The sequence below is a fragment of the Paraburkholderia sp. MM5496-R1 genome (genome assembly GCF_050436205.1).
Classification (GTDB): domain Bacteria; phylum Pseudomonadota; class Gammaproteobacteria; order Burkholderiales; family Burkholderiaceae; genus Paraburkholderia; species Paraburkholderia tuberum.
On sequence record NZ_JBNDLT010000002.1, the window covers coordinates 3,102,135 to 3,120,442 of the forward strand.

Sequence of the window (18,308 nt, forward strand, 5' to 3'; positions counted from 1 at the left end):
CTCCTCGACCTTTTTTCGCAAAGCCGGCGGTTGCCGTGGCGCCGCCGGCTGTTTCCGACCTCTTCGACACCGACCGACATCATGGCCAACCCGATCCTCGACCCGAACGCTCCCGCCTTCACACGCCGCTACATGAACCTCGCCGATCCGCGCCTCGGCGCGAAGGCGCTGTTCGCCAGCGACGAATTCTTCGCGCCGAAAGAGCGCATGCTCGACCCGCAGCCGGCGGTGTTCATCCCCGGCAAATACGACGACCACGGCAAGTGGATGGACGGCTGGGAGACGCGTCGCAAGCGCACGACCGGCCACGACCATTGCGTGATCCGGCTCGCGCGGCCGGGCGTCGTGCATGGGGTCGATCTCGATACGAGCCACTTCACCGGCAATTTCCCGCCGGCGGCGTCGATCGATGCCTGTCATAGCGACGCTGACGTTCCGCCCGAGCACGCCGACTGGCAGCCGCTCGTGCCGGCGACAACGCTACAGGGCAACCAGCATCACTACGTCGAGGTGAAAGACGCGCGCCCGGTCACCCATCTGCGCGTGAATCTGTATCCGGACGGCGGGCTCGCGCGACTGCGCGTGTATGGCCAGCCGCAGCGCGACTGGAGCCGCGTCGAGCGCGGCACGCTGCTCGATCTCGCCGCGATCGAAAACGGCGCGTACCTCGTCGCCGCGAACAACCAGCATTTCGGGCCGGCCTCGCAGATGCTGATGCCGGGCCGTGGCGTGAACATGGGCGACGGCTGGGAAACGCGGCGGCGTCGCGAGCCGGGCAACGACTGGGCGATCGTCGCGCTCGCGCGGCCCGGCGTGATCCGCAAGATCGAAGTGGACACCGCGCACTTCAAGGGCAACTTCCCGGATCGCTGCTCGCTGCAGGCGGCATCGGTGACGGGCGGCACAGACGATTCCCTCGTCACGCAGGCGATGTTCTGGCCGGTGCTGCTCGGCGAACAGAAACTGCAGATGGATCACGTGCACGCGTTCGCGGACGACCTCGCCGCGCTCGGGCCGGTCACGCACGTGCGCTTCAACATCTTCCCGGACGGCGGCGTGTCGCGCCTGCGTCTGTGGGGCGAGATCGCTTAACGCAAGCAACGTCATGGAGCGGCACGCATGAAGATCCTGCAGATGGAACGCCTGACGCGCGCGGCCTTCGCGCCGTTCGGCGACGTGATCGAACTCGACGGCGCGCGTCGTTTTCCGATCAACGGCGGTACCACCGAGCGCTATCACGACCTTGCGCGCGTCGACGTGGTGGAGCAGGGCGGCCGGCCGCTCGTCAGTCTGTTTCGCGCGCAGCCGCGCGCGCTGCCCGTCGAGATCACGATGATGGAGCGGCATCCGCTCGGCAGCCAGGCTTTCATTCCCTTACGCGCGGGCCGATATCTGATGGTGGTCGCGCCGGCCGGCGAGTTCGACGGCGCGCGCATGCGCGCTTTCTGGACCGATGCGTGGCAGGGCGTCAATTACGCGAAAGAGGTCTGGCACCATCCGCTGCTCGCGCTCGATCAGGTCAGCGATTTCATCGTCGTCGATCGCGGCGGCGATGCGCCGAATTGCGACGAATTGCAGTTGGCCGAGCCGTGGCGGCTCGCCTTCGAGCCGAGCGCGGAGTTGATTGGATAGCGGTGCTTGCGGCCGCCTGAATAAAAAAACCCGGCCGATCCCCATCGGCCGGGTTTTTTTCGACTTGCCAGGCCGCATGCTCCCACGCGACTGCGACGCATCAGTGCTTGCGATGCGGGCAATTCTCCTTCGTGCACGCCCCATACAGCGCCAGCGCGTGTTCCTGCAGCTTGAAGCCGCGCGCCTTGGCGATGGACTGCTGACGGCTTTCGATTTCGGGGTCGAAAAATTCTTCGACCAGCCCGCAATCGAGGCACACGAGATGGTCGTGGTGCGACCCCTCGTTCAGTTCGAACACCGCCTTGCCCGATTCGAAATTGCTGCGCGAGAGCAGGCCGGCCTGCTCGAATTGCGTCAGCACGCGATACACGGTGGCAAGACCGATATCGAGTTCCTCGTGCAGGAGGTTGCGGTACACGTCTTCGGCGGTCAGGTGACGTACCGGACTATGCTGAAAAATCTCAAGGATTTTGAGGCGCGGAAGGGTCGCCTTGAGCCCGATATTCTTGAGATCGGTTGGATTGGTCATGACAAGGGATCCCTAGAGTACAATGCTGGGCTCTCATAGTAATGTGTTTTTGCCGTTCTGGTCATCTTCGATGGAATGAGCGCGGCCCGCAAGCGGGCCCGCACGGTGAGTGAAATGATTTCTAAATCTCAATTGATCTACCGGGGGAGCCGCATGCGGGGTACCTTGATCGCTGTTGCGACTGTCGCGGTTCTTGCCGGATGTTCCACATACGACAGCCTGACCCAGCGCATTGCCCAACGCATTACGCCGTATCGGATTACGGTTGTGCAAGGTAATTTTGTGTCGCAGGAAATGGCCGACCAGATGAAGGTCGGCATGACGCGCGCGCAGGTGCGTCAGTTGCTCGGCACGCCGCTGCTGACCGACATGTTCCACGCGAATCGCTGGGATTACGTGTTCTATTTCAAGCGCGGCTCGACGTCGATCGTGCAGCAGCGTGACTTCGTCGTGTACTTCTCCGGCGACCTCGTGACCCACTGGACGGGCGGCGAGGATCTGCCGACCAATCTCGAATTGCTGGCCGAAATCGACGGTGATCGCCGTGGCCGCCGCCCGAACGCGACGCCGCCGCGCGCGACGAGCGCGGCCGAGGCCGCCAACGCCGTGGCAGCCAGCGACGCAGCGGCCGCCGCCGCGGCACCGGCTACCGTGGATACGACGCGCTCGCCGTCGGTCGAAGGCGCCCAGCAGGCCGCCACGCCGTCCATGGACGCCAACGCGGAAGCCGCTCAGGCGGCCAATCGCGCAACGAGCGCGGTGCCGACGCCGAGCCGCGCGCCGTCCGTGCGGTCGGCCGTGCCGCGAGCGAACGCTGGCGGGATCCCGACGCAAGGCCCGACGTCCGGCGGTCAGCCGCAGTTCCAGTTCAAGCGTCCGCCGCCGCCCGCTCAGGAGAACGAAAGCAACCCGGTCGGCCCGACGGGCTCGCAAAGCAGCGGCAGCCCGACGCTGAACACTTCGCCGGCGACGCCGGGAACGAGCAACTGATTTGCTCGTCGGTGTTGTGAGGCGGGCTGCGCGCCACATGTGCGGCGCCCGCCAGATGTGTGTTTGTCCGGCACCAGGCGAGGTCGGAAATGCGCCGCTTGGGCCGCATGAATGTGTTGCCGCGGTTGCCGCGACAGTGGGTCGCCGCAGCGGGCCGTATCGGTCAGTCACCTGAGCGAGCCGTCCCGGTTGGCCGCCCGCATTGGCTCCAGCAGCGAGCCGGGTGACTTTGCTCCCTGCCGCCGCGTGTCCCTATATCGGCCGGGCGCATTCCCCGGCACACTGGTCCGGGCATTCGCCGGGCCGCGTTTGCCGGGCTCCATACCGGTTGACTCTTTTCGAATCCTCATCGTCATGAAAATTGCCATTGCAGGCGCATCGGGCCGGATGGGCCGCATGCTCATCGAAACCGTCCTCGACGATGCCGACGCGACGCTGTCCGGCGCGCTCTGCCGCACGGGCGCTGCGCAGCTTGGCCAGGACGCCGGCGCGTTCCTCGGCAAAGAGACCGGCGTGCTGCTGTCCGACGACATCGAGCGTGTGTTCGCCGAATCCGACTACCTGATCGACTTCACGCGTCCCGACGCGACGCTCGCGCATCTCGAAGCCGCGCAGCGCCACGACGTGAAAATGGTGATCGGCACGACCGGCTTCGACAACGCGCAAAAAGCGCAGTTGCACGCGGCGGCGCAGAGGATCGGCGTCGTGTTCGCGTCGAACATGAGCGTCGGCGTGAACGTCACGCTGAAGCTGCTCGAATACGCGGCGCGGCACTTCTCGACCGGCTACGACATCGAGATCATCGAGGCGCATCATCGTCACAAGGTCGACGCGCCGTCCGGCACCGCGCTGACGATGGGCGAAGTGATCGCCAACGCGCTCGGCCGCAACCTCGACGACTGCGCGATCTACGGCCGCGAAGGCGTGACCGGCGAGCGCGATCCGTCGACGATCGGCTTCTCGGCGATTCGCGGCGGCGATATCGTCGGCGATCATACGGTGCTGTTCGCGGGCATCGGCGAGCGCATCGAGATCACGCACAAATCGGCAAGCCGCCTGTCATATGCACAAGGCGCGCTTCGTGCTGTACGCTTCCTCGAAGGCTACGACAACGGCTTCTTCGACATGCAGGACGTGCTCGGCCTGCGTTGAGCGAAGCCCGTTGCGCAGAGGCGGAGTAGCGCATCCCGAGTGCGCCCTCCCGAAGTCACTTTCCCAAGGCGAGGTCAGATGGCAGGCAGCAGCGGCATCATCCATTACCTGCAAACGAGCGACGCAATCACGCATGGCGTCGCCTATGTGCTGCTGGCCATGTCGATTGCGAGCTGGTGTTTTCTGATCGTCAAGAGCTGGATTCTGACGCGCGCGAAACACCAGGCCGACCGGGCGATCGCGCGCTTCTGGCAGGCGCCGACGCTCGCCGAAGGCGTCGCCATCCTGCGCCGCACTGATCGTGAGCGCGTGTTCGCGCCGCTCGCCGAAGCGGCGCTGAATGCGGCCGAGGTCGACATTCCGGGCGCGCTGCTCGCGCGCGTCGAGCGCAGCGAACGGGTGCTGCGCGCGCTGCGCCAGGCGCTCAATGCGTCGCAGCGGCGGCTCGAGTTCGGTCAGGTGCTGCTTGCGTCGGTTGGCAGCACCGCGCCGTTCGTCGGTCTGCTCGGCACCGTATGGGGTATCTATCACGCGCTCGGCAGCATCGCGGCGAGCGGGCAGGCGCAGATCGAGAACGTCGCGGGACCGGTGGGCGAAGCGCTGATCATGACCGCGTTCGGTCTGGTGGTGGCGATTCCGGCGGTGCTCGCGTACAACGTGCTGGGCCGTCTCGTGCGGCAGTTGTCCGAGGAGTTGGACGGATTCGCGCACGATCTGCATGCGTACGTGTGCTCCCCAACCGAGCACGCGCCGACGCCTCCGCGCGCGCAGCAGGCGGCGCGCGAGGCGCACCGCTGACTTGTCACGCGCGGCGGGCTCGGCACATCGCGACCTTTCTCGCACGACACACCGCCCATCGCACGGGCAAGCTCAGACGCAAGGAGGCGACATGGCATTCGGCGGACTCGAGAAGAAGCAGACGGCCGCGCCGATGGCCGAGATCAACATGACGCCGCTGATCGACGTGATGCTGGTGCTGCTGGTGATTTTCATCATCACCGCGCCGCTGTTCTCGCACGCGATTCGGCTCGATCTGCCGAAGGTCGCGGCGGCGCCCGCGCGCCAGACCCCGCAAACCATCTCCCTTTCGATCGACGGCGCCGGCAAGCTCTACTGGAACGGCAAGCCGATCACGCTCGCGCAGATGCGCGCGCAGTTCGCCGAGGCCGGCAAGCGGGCGGACCAGCCGGACCTCCAGTTGCGCGCGGAGCGCTCGACGCGCTACGAAGTGATTGCGCAGGTGATGGGCGCCGCGCAGCAGGCGGGGCTCGAGCGGATCGGCTTCGTGACGGACCCGCCGCCGCCCGCCGCGCAGCACTGAGCGCCACCGGGTGCGCACCGCGTTCACGAATCCGGCATACCCAGTCCCGCACCACGCCGCGCGGCGCACCCGTCCGCGAACGGTATAATCAGCCCTTTCCCCGCCGAAGGGGACACGACGCAACGACATTCTGCAGAGCACCGGGCCGGTGCGAAAGCACCGAACCTGGCGATCCCATCACACCATGCACGAAAAATACGTTCCCTCCGACGTCGAAGCCGCCGCGCAAGGGCAATGGCGCGCGATCGACGCCTACAAGACGACGGAAACCACCGACAAGCCCAAGTTCTACTGCGTCTCGATGCTGCCGTATCCGTCGGGCAAGCTGCACATGGGGCACGTGCGCAACTACACGATCAACGACGTGATGTACCGCTATCTGCGGATGAACGGCTACAACGTGCTGATGCCGATGGGTTGGGACGCCTTCGGCATGCCGGCGGAGAACGCCGCGATGGCCAACAACGTGCCGCCCGCGCAGTGGACCTACGACAACATCGCTTACATGAAGAAGCAGATGCAGTCGATGGGCCTCGCGATCGACTGGTCGCGCGAAGTCGCGACCTGCAGCCCTGACTACTACAAGTGGAACCAGTGGCTGTTCCTGAAGATGCTCGAAAAGGGCATCGCGTACAAGAAAACCGGCACCGTGAACTGGGACCCGGTCGACCAGACCGTGCTCGCGAACGAGCAGGTGATCGACGGGCGCGGCTGGCGCTCGGGCGCGCTCGTCGAAAAGCGCGAAATCCCGATGTACTACATGCGCATCACGCAGTACGCGGATGAACTGCTGAACGATCTCGAAGGCCTCGGCTGGCCCGAGCGCGTGAAGATCATGCAGCAGAACTGGATCGGCAAGAGCTTCGGCGTGAACTTCGGCTTCCCGTATGAAATCGACGGCGAACAGAAGCTGCTGCGCGTGTTCACGACGCGCGCCGACACGATCATGGGCGTCACGTTCTGCGCGATCGCCGCCGAGCATCCGCTCGCCACGCGTCTCGCGCAAGACAAGCCGGAACTGCAGCCGTTCATCGACGAATGCAAGCGCGGCGGCGTCGCCGAAGCCGACGTCGCGACGATGGAAAAGAAAGGCATGGCCACCGGCTTCTACGTCACGCATCCGCTGACGCGGGCGAAGGTCGAGGTGTGGATCGGCAACTACGTGCTGATGACTTACGGCGAAGGCGCGGTGATGGGCGTGCCGGCGCACGACGAGCGCGACTTCGCGTTCGTGAAGAAGTACGGTCTGCCGGTCAGGCAGGTCGTCGCGGTCGAGGGCAAGGAATTCTCGACCGAAGCGTGGGCGGAGTGGTACGGCGAGAAGACCGGCACGCTGGTGAACAGCGGCAAGTACGACGGCCTCGCCTACGACGAAGCCGTAGACCGCATCGCCGCCGATCTCAAGGAACTGGGCCTCGGCGACAAGCAGATCACGTGGCGTCTGCGTGACTGGGGCGTGTCGCGCCAGCGTTACTGGGGCACGCCGATCCCGATCATCCACTGCCCGAAGTGCGGCGACGTGCCGGTGCCGGAAAAAGACCTGCCGGTCGTGCTGCCGGAAGACCTGGTGCCGGACGGCACGGGCAATCCGCTCGCGAAGTCCGAAGCGTTCCTGAACTGCACGTGCCCGAGCTGCGGCGGCGCGGCAAAGCGCGAAACCGACACGATGGACACCTTCGTCGATTCGTCGTGGTACTTCTACCGCTACGCGTCGCCGGATGCGAAGACGATGGTCGACGAGCGCACCGACTACTGGGCGCCGATGGACCAATACATCGGCGGTATCGAACACGCGATCCTGCACCTGCTGTACTCGCGTTTCTGGGCGAAGGTGATGCGCGACCTCGGTCTCGTGAAGTTCGGCGAACCGGCGAAGAACCTGCTCACGCAGGGCATGGTGCTCAACGAAACCTATTACCGCGAAAACGAAGCGGGCAAGAAGACCTGGTACAACCCGGCGGAAGTGACCGTGTCTTTCGACGACAAGGGCCGCCCGGTCGGCGCGGTGCTGAACGCTGACGGCCAGCCGGTCGTGCTCGGCGGCATCGAAAAGATGTCGAAGTCGAAGAACAACGGCGTCGACCCGCAGATGCTGATCGATCAGCACGGCGCGGACACCGCGCGTCTGTTCGTGATGTTCGCGGCTCCGCCCGAGCAGCAGCTCGAGTGGTCGGGTTCGGGCGTCGAAGGCGCGAGCCGCTTCCTGCGTCGCGTGTGGAACTTCGGCTATTCGAACGAAGCCGCGCTGCGCGCGGGCGGCCAGTTGGACGCCGCACGATTCAACGACGCCGACAAGGCGCTGCGTCGTGAGATCTATAGCGTGCTGAAGCAGGCCGATTTCGACTATCAGCGTCTTCAGTACAACACGGTGGTATCGGCCGCGATGAAGATGCTCAACGCGCTCGACGGCGCGAAGGGCGCGCAGACCGCCGTGCTGCGTGAAACCTACGGTGTGATGCTGCGCGTGCTGTACCCGGTCGTGCCGCACCTGACGTTCCAGCTGTGGCAGGAGCTCGGCTATGCCGACGAATTCGGCCCACTGCTCGACGCGCCGTGGCCGAAGGTCGACGAGAAGGCGCTCGAACAGGCCGAGATCGAACTCGTGCTGCAGGTGAACGGTAAGGTGCGCGGCGCGATCACGGTCGCGAAAGACGCGTCGCGCGAAGCGATCGAGCAGCTCTCGGCCGAGCACGCAATGGTCGTGAAGTTCAGCGAAGGCAAGGCGCCTAAGAAGATCATCGTGGTGCCGGGCCGCCTCGTGAACGTGGTCGTTTGACGTTCCAGGCCCTCATCCGGCAGACGGAGCGCCGCCCGCCCGGCGGCGTTCCTCGGCACCGCGAATCCACTGCGAACCGGGAGCGAATGTGACTCGCAGATCGTTTTTGACGCTCGCTTGCAGCGTAATGATGTTGTCGGCCTGCGGCTTCCAGTTGCGCGGCCAGCAGGACTTCGCGTTCAAGCGCCTCTATGTGGCCGGCGGCTCGCCCGCGGCCATGGCGCGCTTCACGCGCATCGTGCAGGGCGGCAGCGACACCGTGGTGGTCAGCTCGCCCGCCAATGCCGATGCGCTGCTGCAGATCACGCAGAACCGCAACGTCAGCACGCTGACGCTGAATTCGCTGGGCGTCGTCGCCGAGTATCAGCTGAATCTGCAGATGACCTACACGCTGACCGGCAAGGACGGCACCGTGTTGATTCCAGGCAGCGTGATCGCGCTGAACCGCGCGATGACCTATAGCGACCAGTTCTCGCAGGCGAAGGCCGCCGAGTCCGACATCCTGTTCGCCGACATGGAAAACGACGCGGTCGATCAGCTCGTCCGCCGTCTCGGCGTGGTGCGCTCGCTGCATCCGACGCCGGCCGAGGCCGTGCCGGCCATCGTGCCGCGCGCACCGCTGCCGCCGCCGCCGCTGTGAGCATCGCGCCGTTCGTGATTCGTCGAATCTCATTCATCCCGTCAACCGCCAGCCATGCAACTGCGACCTGACGCGCTCGAAGCGCATCTCGCCCGCGGCCTCGCCGGACTGTACGTCGTATACGGCGACGAGCATCTGCTCGCGCAGGAAGCATGCGATCGCATCCGCGCGGCGGCGCGCGCGGCCGGCTTCACCGACCGCTCGGTGTTCACGGTCGAGCGCGGTTTCGACTGGAGCTCGCTGCTCGGCGCGAGCCAGTCGATGTCGCTGTTCGGCGACCGTCAACTGGTCGAGTTGCGCATTCCGTCGGGCAAACCCGGTAAGGAAGGCGCCGATGCGCTGAAGGTGCTCGCATCCACCGTCAACGACGACGTGCTGACGATGATTACGCTGCCGCGCCTCGATGCGGCCACGCAAAAGTCGGCATGGTTCACCGCGCTCGCCGACGCCGGCGTCGCGCTGAAGATCGATCCGGTCGAGCGCGCGCAGCTGCCGAACTGGGTCGGGCAGCGGCTCGCGGCCCAGGGTCAGCGCGTCGCAGCCGGCGAGGAGGGGCGGCGTGCGCTCGCGTTCATCGCCGAGCGCGTCGAGGGCAATCTGCTGGCCGCGCATCAGGAAATCCAGAAGCTCGGGCTGCTGTATCCGAACGGCTCGCTGAGCTTCGATCAGGTTCAGGACGCGGTGCTCAACGTCGCGCGCTACGACGTGTTCAAGCTCAACGAGGCGATGCTCGCGGGCGACGTCGGCCGTCTCGCGCGCATGCTCGACGGGCTGCGCGGTGAAGGCGAGGCCGCGGTGCTCGTGCTGTGGGCGGTCGTCGAAGAAGTGCGCACGCTGCTGCGGATCAAGCGCGGCGTCGCGGCCGGCAAGCCGCTCGCGATGCTCACGCGCGAGAACCGCGTGTGGGGTCCGCGCGAACGGCTGATCGGACCTGCGCTGTCGCGCGTCAGCGAAGCGGCGCTCGAGAAGGCACTCGCGCTGGCGGCGCGGCTCGACCGGCAGGTGAAGGGGCTGTCGGGCGGCACGCCGGGTAATCATCGCAACGATCCGCCGCCCGATCCGTGGGACGGCCTGTTCGAACTCGCGATGACGGTGGCGGCGCCGAAACCGTCGGCAGCTTCGCCAGTGCCGCCGCCGCGACCTAGGGTGCCAACTGCGGCGCCGGTGCGGCGGCCAGTCTGAAGCGGCACAGCTGATTCGCGCGAGCGTCGAAGCAGTGGCTGACGCGAGCAATCGTGTACCAACTGCCAGTCGTTCCACACATACAGACCAGCGTGTTTCGCGTGCCACGCGCCGAACGAAACGCATCGGCGAACCTGCGACAGCCCAGTGCACCCGCCGCCCGCGTGCGAGCAAAGCCCCGGTACCCGACTTACAATCGTTTGATCTTTCGCTAATCCTGCCCGACCACCGCATGCCAACGTGCGGGGCATCACGAGAATGACCATGGATATCGACCAGTACATGACCGACCTCGGCCAACGCGCCCGTCAGGCTTCGCGCGCGATGGCGCGGGCGTCGACCGCCGCGAAGAATGCGGCGCTTGCGGCCGTTGCCGAGGCGATCGAGCGCGATGCCGATCTGCTGAAGGCCGCCAACGCGCGCGACCTCGAACGCGCCCGCGGCAAGGGCCACGATGCCGCGTTCATCGACCGGTTGACGCTGTCCGACAAGGCGCTGAAAACGATGGTCGAAGGCCTGCGCCAGGTCGCGGCGCTGGCCGACCCGATCGGCGAGATCAGCAATCTGAAGTACCGGCCGAGCGGCATCCAGGTCGGCCAGATGCGTGTGCCGCTCGGGGTGATCGGCATCATCTACGAATCGCGCCCGAACGTGACGATCGACGCGGCGGCGCTGTGCCTGAAGTCCGGCAACGCGACCATTTTGCGCGGCGGCTCGGAAGCGCTCGAATGCAATACCGCGCTCGCGAAGCTGATCGGCGAGGGCCTCGAAGCGGCCGGTCTGCCGCAGGACGCGGTGCAGGTGGTCGCGACGTCGGACCGCGCGGCGGTCGGCAAGCTCATCACGATGACCGAGTACGTCGATGTGATCGTGCCGCGCGGCGGCAAGAGCCTGATCGAGCGTTTGATGAACGAAGCGCGCGTGCCGATGATCAAGCACCTCGACGGCATCTGCCACGTTTATGTCGACGATCGCGCGGACTTGACGAAGGCGCTCAACGTTTGCGACAACGCGAAGACGCACCGCTACGGGACCTGCAACACGATGGAGACGCTGCTGGTCGCGCGCGGCATTGCGGCCGAAGTGCTACCGCCGCTGGGCATGCTGTATCGCGGCAAGGACGTCGAACTGCGCGTCGATGCGGCGGCGCGCGCGGTGCTGGCCGATGCGGGCGTCGGTCCGCTCGTCGATGCGAGCGAGGAAGACTGGCGCACCGAATATCTCGCGCCGGTGCTCGCGATCAAGGTGGTCGACGGCATCGACGCGGCGATCGAGCACATCAACACGTATAGCTCCCAGCACACCGACGCGATCGTCACCGAAGACCACGACCGCGCGATGCGCTTCCTGCGCGAAGTCGATTCGGCGAGCGTGATGGTCAACGCGTCGACGCGTTTCGCGGACGGCTTCGAGTTCGGCCTCGGCGCCGAGATCGGCATTTCCAACGACAAGCTGCACGCGCGCGGCCCGGTCGGCCTCGAAGGGCTGACGTCGCTGAAATACGTCGTGCTGGGTCATGGCGAAGGCCGTCAATAAAGCACGAGTCGAAGCGCCACAACAACAAGGACCACAAGGACCCCCGCCGATGCTTTGGGTAAAGACGTTTCACATCGTATTGATTGCCTCCTGGTTTGCCGGCCTGTTCTATCTGCCGCGCATCTTCGTCAATCTGGCGATGGAAACGGAACCCGCCGCGACGGCGCGTCTTCTGCTGATGGCGCGCAAGCTGTTCCGCTTCATGAGCTTCATCGCCGTGCCCGCGATCGCGTGCGGCCTGTGGTTGTGGCTCGTGATCGGCATCGGCAGCGGGCAGGGCTGGATTCACGCGAAGGTCGGCGTGGTCGTGCTCCTCGTCATCTATCACGCGTATTGCGGCGTGCTGTTGCGCAGGTTCGAGCGCGGCGAGAATCGCCACTCGGACAAGTGGTATCGGATGTTCAACGAGCTGCCGGTGCTCGGTATGCTCGCGGCGGTCGCGCTGGTAGTGATCAAGCCGTTCTGAGCGGCTGACGGCGTTAAGCAGGGCGCTGGAATAGACCAAAGGGCGGTATGCCGGCTGAATGGCACACCGCCCTTTTGCGTTACCCCGTCGTTCCGCGTTACATCGCAGCGGATCACCCCTGCGAATCCACCCGCCGCCGGTGGATCACTTCCTTCGTTTGCGCGAGCTTCTCCAGCAGTTCGGGCCCGCGGCTCAGCGCGACGCCGACCGCCAGAATGTCGCCGATCGCCAGATGTGACACGCGCGAGGTCATCGGGGAGAAGATGTCGGTGTCTTCGTCGACGTTCGCAAAGAGGCCCACGGTTGCGAGCCGCGCGAGCGGCGAGTTGCCGTGCGTGATCGCGATCACCTTCGCGCCCGCGTTCAGCGCGGCCTTCGCGGCATCGATGATGTCGCGCGTGCGGCCCGTATTGGAAATCGCGACGACCACGTCCCCAGGTCCGAGCAGCGCGGCCGACATCAGAAACGTATGCGGGTCCGAATACGCGACGCTCGGCATGCCGAGCCGAAAGAACTTGTGCTGCACGTCGAGCGCGGCGATGCCTGAGCCGCCCGCCCCGTAGAACTCGATGCGCTTCGCTTGCGCGAGCATGTCGATCGCCGCGGCGACGCTATCCGACGACAGATTGTTGCGCACCTGAATCAGCGCGCCGATCGTCCGGTCGAGCACCTTCGCGGCGACGCCCGGCGTCGGCTCGTCGGGCCGCACGTCGCGATAGACGGCGGGCACTTCGCTGGCGATGCCCTGCGCGAGACGGATCTTGAATTCGCGAAAGCCGGAGAAACCGAGCGCGTGGCAGAAGCGCGCGATCGTCGGCTGACTCACGCCCGCGCGCGCGGCGACCTCGGTCATCGACAGATCGAGCACCTCGCGCGGCGCCTCGATCACGTAATCGGCCAGCTTGCGCTCGGACGGGCGCAACTGGTCGCGCATCTCTTCCACCTGGGACAGCATCATCGGAAAACTCGCACTATGCTGAAGAACGTGTGGACTATATCCGATTGATCGTTGACGCACAAAAGCTAGGTACAAAAACTACATATCGGCGAGTAAGTGTATTCCCTGGGTTTCTGCTGTAAAGCGCTAAGGCGCTGCCAGTAGGGCGACTTGGCGATCCGCGCCATGCGGCGCTGCAACAGAGTTCGTCATTGCGATCGTGTAGTTTTTCTACTAAGATGGCGTCGTTCGATATCACAACCCCGCGATACCGCCAGGTGTCATGCGTGCACCTGCCGCCAGCGACGAAGGAGCTCCGATGGTTTCCCCGCATTCGCAATTGTTGAAGGTCACGCAACGCGTGATCGAGCGCAGCAAGCCCACGCGCGCAGCGTATCTGGCCCGCATCGAGCATGCGCAGGGGCGCTTTCCGGCGCGCGGCGCGTTGTCGTGCGCGAACCTCGCTCACGGTTTCGCCGGCCTCGAGGGCAACGACAAGCTCGTGATCAAGCAGATTCGCGAGCCGAATATCGGCATCGTGTCGTCGTACAACGAGATGCTGTCGGCGCACGCGCCGTACAAAAACTACCCGGACATCATCAAGCAGGCCGCGCGCGAAAACGGCGGCGTCGCGCAATTCGCGGGCGGCGTGCCGGCGATGTGCGACGGCGTCACGCAGGGCAACGCGGGCATGGAGCTGTCGCTGTTCTCGCGCGAAGTGATCGCGATGAGCACGGCCGTCGCGCTCACCCACAACATGTTCGACGCGGCGCTGTGCCTCGGCATCTGCGACAAGATCGTGCCGGGCCTGCTGATCGGCGCGCTGCAGTTCGGCCATTTGCCGACCATCTTCGTGCCGGCCGGCCCGATGGCAAGCGGCCTGTCGAACGACGACAAAGCCAGGACGCGTCAGCAGTTCGCGACCGGCCAGTGCGGCCGCGACGCGCTGCTCGAAGCGGAAGCGGCCGCCTATCACAGCCACGGCACCTGCACGTTCTACGGCACCGCGAACAGTAATCAGATGCTGATGGAAGTGATGGGCCTGCATCTGCCGGGCTCGGCCTTCGTGCATCCGCACACGCCGTTGCGCGACGCGCTGACCGCGCAGGCCGCGCGCCGCGTGCTCGATCTGACGGTCGAGCGCGGCCACTACATGCCGATCGGCCATGTGGTCGACGAGAAGGCGATCGTCAACGGCATCGTCGCGCTGCTGGCGACGGGCGGCTCGACCAATCACACGCTGCACCTCGTCGCAATCGCGCGCGCGGCCGGCATCGTGATCGACTGGGACGACTTCGACACGCTGTCGCAGGCGGTACCGCTGCTTGCGAAGATCTATCCGAACGGCAAGGCCGACGTGAACCACTTCCACGCGGCGGGCGGCGTCGCGTTCCTCGTGCGCAATCTGCTCGAAGGCGGTCTGCTTCATGAAGACGTGAACACGGTCGCGGGCAAGGGTCTGAAGCGCTACACCGAGGAGCCGAAGCTGCTCGACGGCAAGCTGCAATGGGTGGCAGGTGTCGAGGCAAGCGCGGACACAGCGGTGCTGCGCGGCATCAAGGAGCCGTTCCAGCCGGACGGCGGCCTGCGTCTGATGCAGGGCAAGCTCGGCCGCGGCGTAATCAAGATTTCGGCGGTCGCGGCGCAGCATCGCAAGGTGAAGGCGCCGGCAATCGTGTTCGATTCGCAGGAAGCGGTGCAGGAAGCGTTCGACAAGGGCGAGCTCAAGCGCGACTTCATCGCGGTGGTGCGCTTCCAGGGCGCACGCGCCAACGGCATGCCCGAGTTGCATCGTTTGACGCCGCTGCTCGGTGTGCTGCAGGATCAGGGGTTCCATGTCGCGCTGGTGACCGATGGCCGTATGTCGGGCGCGTCGGGCAAGGTGCCGGCGGTCATCCATCTGTCGCCGGAAGCGTTGCTGCAAGGCCCGATCGGCAAAGTGCGCACGGGCGACATGCTGGTGATCGACGCCGAAGCGGGCGTGCTCGACATCGAGATCGACGCAGCCGAGTGGGCCGCGCGTCCGAACGCCGAGCCGCTGCATCAGGCGGACAACGAAGTCGGCTTCGGCCGCGAGCTGTTCGGCGTGTTCCGTGCGGCGGCGGCGCCGGCGGAGCAGGGCGCGTCGGTGTTCGGCAAGCTGGTCGGCGAGGGCGGCACGGTCGATGGCCAGCACGGCCACGGCAGCCATCACAAGCACGGCCACGACGGTGACCATCAACCCAGCGACCATCATCACACGAGCACCGCGCAAGCCGGCGCGGCGCTGCAGAAACAAGGAGTCTGACTATGACGTCGAAAACAGTAAGCGATATCGTGCGCCTCGGCCCGGTGATTCCGGTGCTCGCGTTCGACACGGTCGAACAGGGCGAACACGTGTCGCGCGCGTTGCACGCGGGCGGCGTGAAGGTGCTCGAAATCACGCTGCGCACGTCGGCGGGCCTCGGCGCGATCGAGCGTGCGTGCGAACTCGCGGACGACATCGTGGTCGGTGTCGGCACGATCACGAAGCCCGAGCATTGCGCCCAGGCGAAGAAGGCGGGCGCGCAGTTCGGCGTGTCGCCGGGTCTGACCAAGGACATGCACAAGGCCGCGCAGGATGTGGGTCTGCCGCTGTTGCCCGGCGTGATGACGCCGTCGGACATCATCCTCGCGCTCGAACTCGGCTACGAGATAGTCAAGTTCTTCCCCGCACAGCAGGCAGGCGGCGTGCCGATGCTGCAGGCGTTCCACGGCCCGTTCCCGGCGCTGAAGTTCTGCCCGACCGGCGGCATCACGCCGGAAAGCGCGCCGCACTTCCTGTCGCTGCCGAACGTGGTCTGTGTCGGCGGTTCGTGGCTCACGCCGAAGGCCGCGCTCGCCGCGCAGAACTGGGACGAGCTCACGCGCCTCGCGCGCGCCGCGAGCCAACTGGCGGCACCCGCGCACTAAGCTCCACAACCCAATAGCGCATCGGTCAACTGAACCGGGCCCAGGAGTCTCGTCGATACAGCCGCATCAGGCTGTCGCGGCGAGACTCTTTTTTTACCTGATATGCGTGCTGGATTTGCGCGCGCTTTCTGGAAACAAACAGTAGAATTCAGCGTCCGCGCGGCTAGCCGGGTTTTCAGGCATCGCGCAGGTTGCCGTGAGACGAAGTGCCGGCCGCATCCGCACTCTGAAGTCAATAAACCAAAGGAGGGGCTTCATGGAATCTGCCCACGGCAGCTTGCTGCTGGTCTACGCATTGATCGCGATCGCGCTGCTGATCTTGCTGATCACGCGCTTCAAGGTCTATCCGTTTCTCGTTCTGATCATCGTGTCGTTGCTGCTGGGCCTCGTGGCCGGCATGCCGATGCAGACCATCGTCAAATCGTTCGAAACGGGGAACGGCAACACGCTCGGGCACATTGCCGTCGTCGTCGGTCTCGGTACGATGCTCGGCAAGATGATGGCCGAATCGGGCGGCGCCGAGCGCATCGCGACCACGCTGATCAACTGGTTCGGTGAGAAACACATTCACTGGGCGATGATGGTGGTCGCGATCATCGTCGGCTTGCCGGTGTTCTTCGAAGTCGGCTTCGTGCTGCTGATTCCGATCGCGTTCAACGTCGCCAAGCGCACCAACAAATCACTGCTGCTGGTCGGCCTGCCGATGGTCGCGGGTCTGTCCGTCGTGCACGGGCTGATTCCGCCGCACCCGGCCGCACTGCTCGCCGTGCAGGCGTATCACGCGGACATCGGCAAGACGATCGCCTACGGTCTGATCGTCGGCGTGCCGTGCGCGATCGTCGCCGGTCCGCTGTTCGCGTTGCTGGTGAGCCGTCATGTCCAGTTGCCGAAGGAAAATCCGCTTGCCGCGCAATTTCTGGGCAGCGACGTGAAGGACGCCAACGGCGTGCAAAGTGGTAACGCCGCGAAGACCGCTGCACCGAAGCGCGAACTGCCGGGCTTCGGCATCACGCTGGTCACGATCCTGTTGCCGGTGGTCCTGATGCTGGTCGGCAGCTGGGCCGACCTGGTCTTCGAGCCGAAGACGCTGCCGAACGATCTGCTGCGCTTTTTCGGCAACACCGACGTCGCGCTGCTGACGGCCGTGCTGGTCAGCTTCTGGACCTTCGGCGCGAGCCGCGGCTTTAACCGCGAGCAGATTCAGAAGTTCTGCGGAGAATGTCTCGCGCCGATCGCGGGTATTACACTGATCGTCGGTGCGGGCGGCGGTTTTGGCCGCGTACTGATGGATAGCGGCATTTCGAAGGAAATCACCAGCGTGGCGACCGCGGTGCATCTGTCGCCGCTGCTGTTCGGCTGGCTCGTCGCGGCGATGATGCGTCTCGCGACCGGCTCGGCCACCGTCGCGATGACGACCGCCTGCGGCATCGTCGCGCCGATCGCGGCTGCAGGCGCGGTGCAGGTGAAGCCGGAACTGATGGTGCTCGCGACCGGCTCGGGCTCGCTGATCTTCTCGCACGTGAACGACGGCGGCTTCTGGCTGATCAAGGAATATTTCGGCATGACGGTGGTGCAGACCTTCAAGACGTGGTCGCTCCTCGAAACCATCATTTCGGTGATGGGGCTGGGCCTGACCTTCGCACTCGCGGCGGTCCTGTAAGGAGTTTCAAATGATTCTGATCGCAATGGGCGTGTCGGGCGCCGGCAAGACGAGGATTGGCGAAATGCTGGCCGAGCGCCTGCATTGCGCGTTCACCGACGGCGACGCGTTCCATAGCGCGGCGAACAAGGAGAAGATGCACCACGGCATTCCGCTCACCGACGAAGACCGCTGGCCGTGGCTGAAGACGATCCGCGCGGCGATCGAGGAAAAGCAGAAAGCGGGCGAGACGGCGGTGTTCACGTGTTCGTCGCTGAAGCGCTCATATCGCGACATTCTGCGTGCCGGCGACAAGGACGTGTGCTTCGTCTACCTGAAGGGTTCGCGCGAGGTGCTCGCGGAGCGTCTCGGGGATCGCACCGGGCATTTCTTCGATCCGTCGCTGCTGCAAAGCCAGCTCGATACGCTCGAGGAGCCCGGTGACGACGAAGCGATCACGGTCAGCATCGATCTGACGCCGGAACAGATCGTCGACGAGGTGCTCAGGCAGGTCGAAGCGCGCTGAGTCGTTGATTGCTTCGCGTTCCAGCTTCGAACTCGGGACGAAAAAAAAGCC

17 protein-coding genes are annotated in these 18,308 nt (G+C 65.4%); 15 read left to right on the forward strand and 2 right to left on the reverse strand.

Annotation, left to right across the window (positions count from 1 at the left end; genetic code table 11):
* Positions 1–81: 81 nt before the first annotated feature.
* Both alc and OKW38_RS21390 read left to right on the forward strand, forming a co-directional pair.
* Positions 82–1,092, forward strand: a complete 1,011-nt coding sequence (gene alc / locus OKW38_RS21385; protein ID WP_090801856.1) for an allantoicase — start codon at positions 82–84, stop codon at positions 1,090–1,092.
* Between the two features lie 27 nt (positions 1,093–1,119).
* Positions 1,120–1,632: an ureidoglycolate lyase gene (locus OKW38_RS21390; RefSeq protein ID WP_429362959.1), complete on the forward strand. Its 513-nt coding sequence runs from the start codon at positions 1,120–1,122 to the stop codon at positions 1,630–1,632.
* Between the two features lie 100 nt (positions 1,633–1,732).
* Here OKW38_RS21390 and fur read toward each other — a convergent pair whose 3' ends face one another.
* On the reverse strand, positions 1,733–2,161 hold the full coding sequence (gene fur, locus OKW38_RS21395; protein WP_013090534.1) for a ferric iron uptake transcriptional regulator: 429 nt from the start codon (positions 2,159–2,161) through the stop codon (positions 1,733–1,735).
* A 153-nt stretch (positions 2,162–2,314) separates the two neighbouring features.
* Here fur and OKW38_RS21400 point away from each other — a divergent pair, with 153 nt between their 5' ends.
* The 9 genes from OKW38_RS21400 (at position 2,315) to OKW38_RS21440 (ending at position 12,224) form a co-directional block, all read left to right on the forward strand.
* Positions 2,315–3,151, forward strand: coding sequence for an outer membrane protein assembly factor BamE (locus OKW38_RS21400; protein ID WP_090801852.1), 837 nt, complete (start codon positions 2,315–2,317; stop codon positions 3,149–3,151).
* A 354-nt stretch (positions 3,152–3,505) separates the two neighbouring features.
* Positions 3,506–4,303 carry a 4-hydroxy-tetrahydrodipicolinate reductase gene (gene dapB, locus OKW38_RS21405; RefSeq protein ID WP_429335317.1) on the forward strand — a complete coding sequence of 266 codons (798 nt, stop codon included), beginning with the start codon at positions 3,506–3,508 and terminating at the stop codon, positions 4,301–4,303.
* Positions 4,304–4,381: 78 nt separating this feature from the next.
* On the forward strand, positions 4,382–5,101 hold the full coding sequence (locus tag OKW38_RS21410) for a MotA/TolQ/ExbB proton channel family protein (protein ID WP_090801849.1): 720 nt from the start codon (positions 4,382–4,384) through the stop codon (positions 5,099–5,101).
* 91 nt (positions 5,102–5,192) lie between these two features.
* Positions 5,193–5,624 (forward strand): ExbD/TolR family protein, encoded by a 432-nt coding sequence (locus tag OKW38_RS21415; protein ID WP_090801848.1) that lies wholly within the window; start codon positions 5,193–5,195, stop codon positions 5,622–5,624.
* A gap of 184 nt (positions 5,625–5,808) precedes the next feature.
* Positions 5,809–8,400, forward strand: a complete 2,592-nt coding sequence (gene leuS, locus OKW38_RS21420) for a leucine--tRNA ligase (RefSeq protein ID WP_429362961.1) — start codon at positions 5,809–5,811, stop codon at positions 8,398–8,400.
* 88 nt (positions 8,401–8,488) lie between these two features.
* Positions 8,489–9,040, forward strand: a complete 552-nt coding sequence (gene lptE / locus OKW38_RS21425) for an LPS assembly lipoprotein LptE (RefSeq protein ID WP_176078962.1) — start codon at positions 8,489–8,491, stop codon at positions 9,038–9,040.
* Between the two features lie 54 nt (positions 9,041–9,094).
* Positions 9,095–10,222 carry a DNA polymerase III subunit delta gene (gene holA / locus OKW38_RS21430; protein ID WP_090801843.1) on the forward strand — a complete coding sequence of 376 codons (1,128 nt, stop codon included), beginning with the start codon at positions 9,095–9,097 and terminating at the stop codon, positions 10,220–10,222.
* 264 nt (positions 10,223–10,486) lie between these two features.
* Positions 10,487–11,758 (forward strand): glutamate-5-semialdehyde dehydrogenase, encoded by a 1,272-nt coding sequence (locus OKW38_RS21435; RefSeq protein ID WP_429362962.1) that lies wholly within the window; start codon positions 10,487–10,489, stop codon positions 11,756–11,758.
* 49 nt (positions 11,759–11,807) lie between these two features.
* On the forward strand, positions 11,808–12,224 hold the full coding sequence (locus tag OKW38_RS21440; protein ID WP_090801840.1) for a CopD family protein: 417 nt from the start codon (positions 11,808–11,810) through the stop codon (positions 12,222–12,224).
* A 112-nt stretch (positions 12,225–12,336) separates the two neighbouring features.
* On the opposite strand, the gene OKW38_RS21445 is transcribed toward OKW38_RS21440, so the two are convergent.
* Positions 12,337–13,182, reverse strand: coding sequence for a MurR/RpiR family transcriptional regulator (locus tag OKW38_RS21445; RefSeq protein WP_090801838.1), 846 nt, complete (start codon positions 13,180–13,182; stop codon positions 12,337–12,339).
* Between the two features lie 298 nt (positions 13,183–13,480).
* Here OKW38_RS21445 and edd point away from each other — a divergent pair, with 298 nt between their 5' ends.
* The 4 genes from edd to OKW38_RS21465 all read left to right on the forward strand — a co-directional run bounded on the left by edd (position 13,481) and on the right by OKW38_RS21465 (position 18,257).
* Complete coding sequence (edd, locus tag OKW38_RS21450) at positions 13,481–15,448, forward strand: phosphogluconate dehydratase (protein WP_429362964.1); 1,968 nt, start codon at positions 13,481–13,483, stop codon at positions 15,446–15,448.
* A 2-nt stretch (positions 15,449–15,450) separates the two neighbouring features.
* Entirely contained in the window at positions 15,451–16,092 is a 642-nt protein-coding gene (eda, locus tag OKW38_RS21455) for a bifunctional 4-hydroxy-2-oxoglutarate aldolase/2-dehydro-3-deoxy-phosphogluconate aldolase (protein WP_429362965.1), read from the forward strand.
* Positions 16,093–16,348: 256 nt separating this feature from the next.
* The gene (locus OKW38_RS21460) at positions 16,349–17,752 is read left to right on the forward strand and encodes a gluconate:H+ symporter (protein WP_090801835.1); all 1,404 of its coding nucleotides are present in this window, start codon (positions 16,349–16,351) and stop codon (positions 17,750–17,752) included.
* A 10-nt stretch (positions 17,753–17,762) separates the two neighbouring features.
* Entirely contained in the window at positions 17,763–18,257 is a 495-nt protein-coding gene (locus OKW38_RS21465; protein WP_090801834.1) for a gluconokinase, read from the forward strand.
* Positions 18,258–18,308 lie beyond the last annotated feature (51 nt).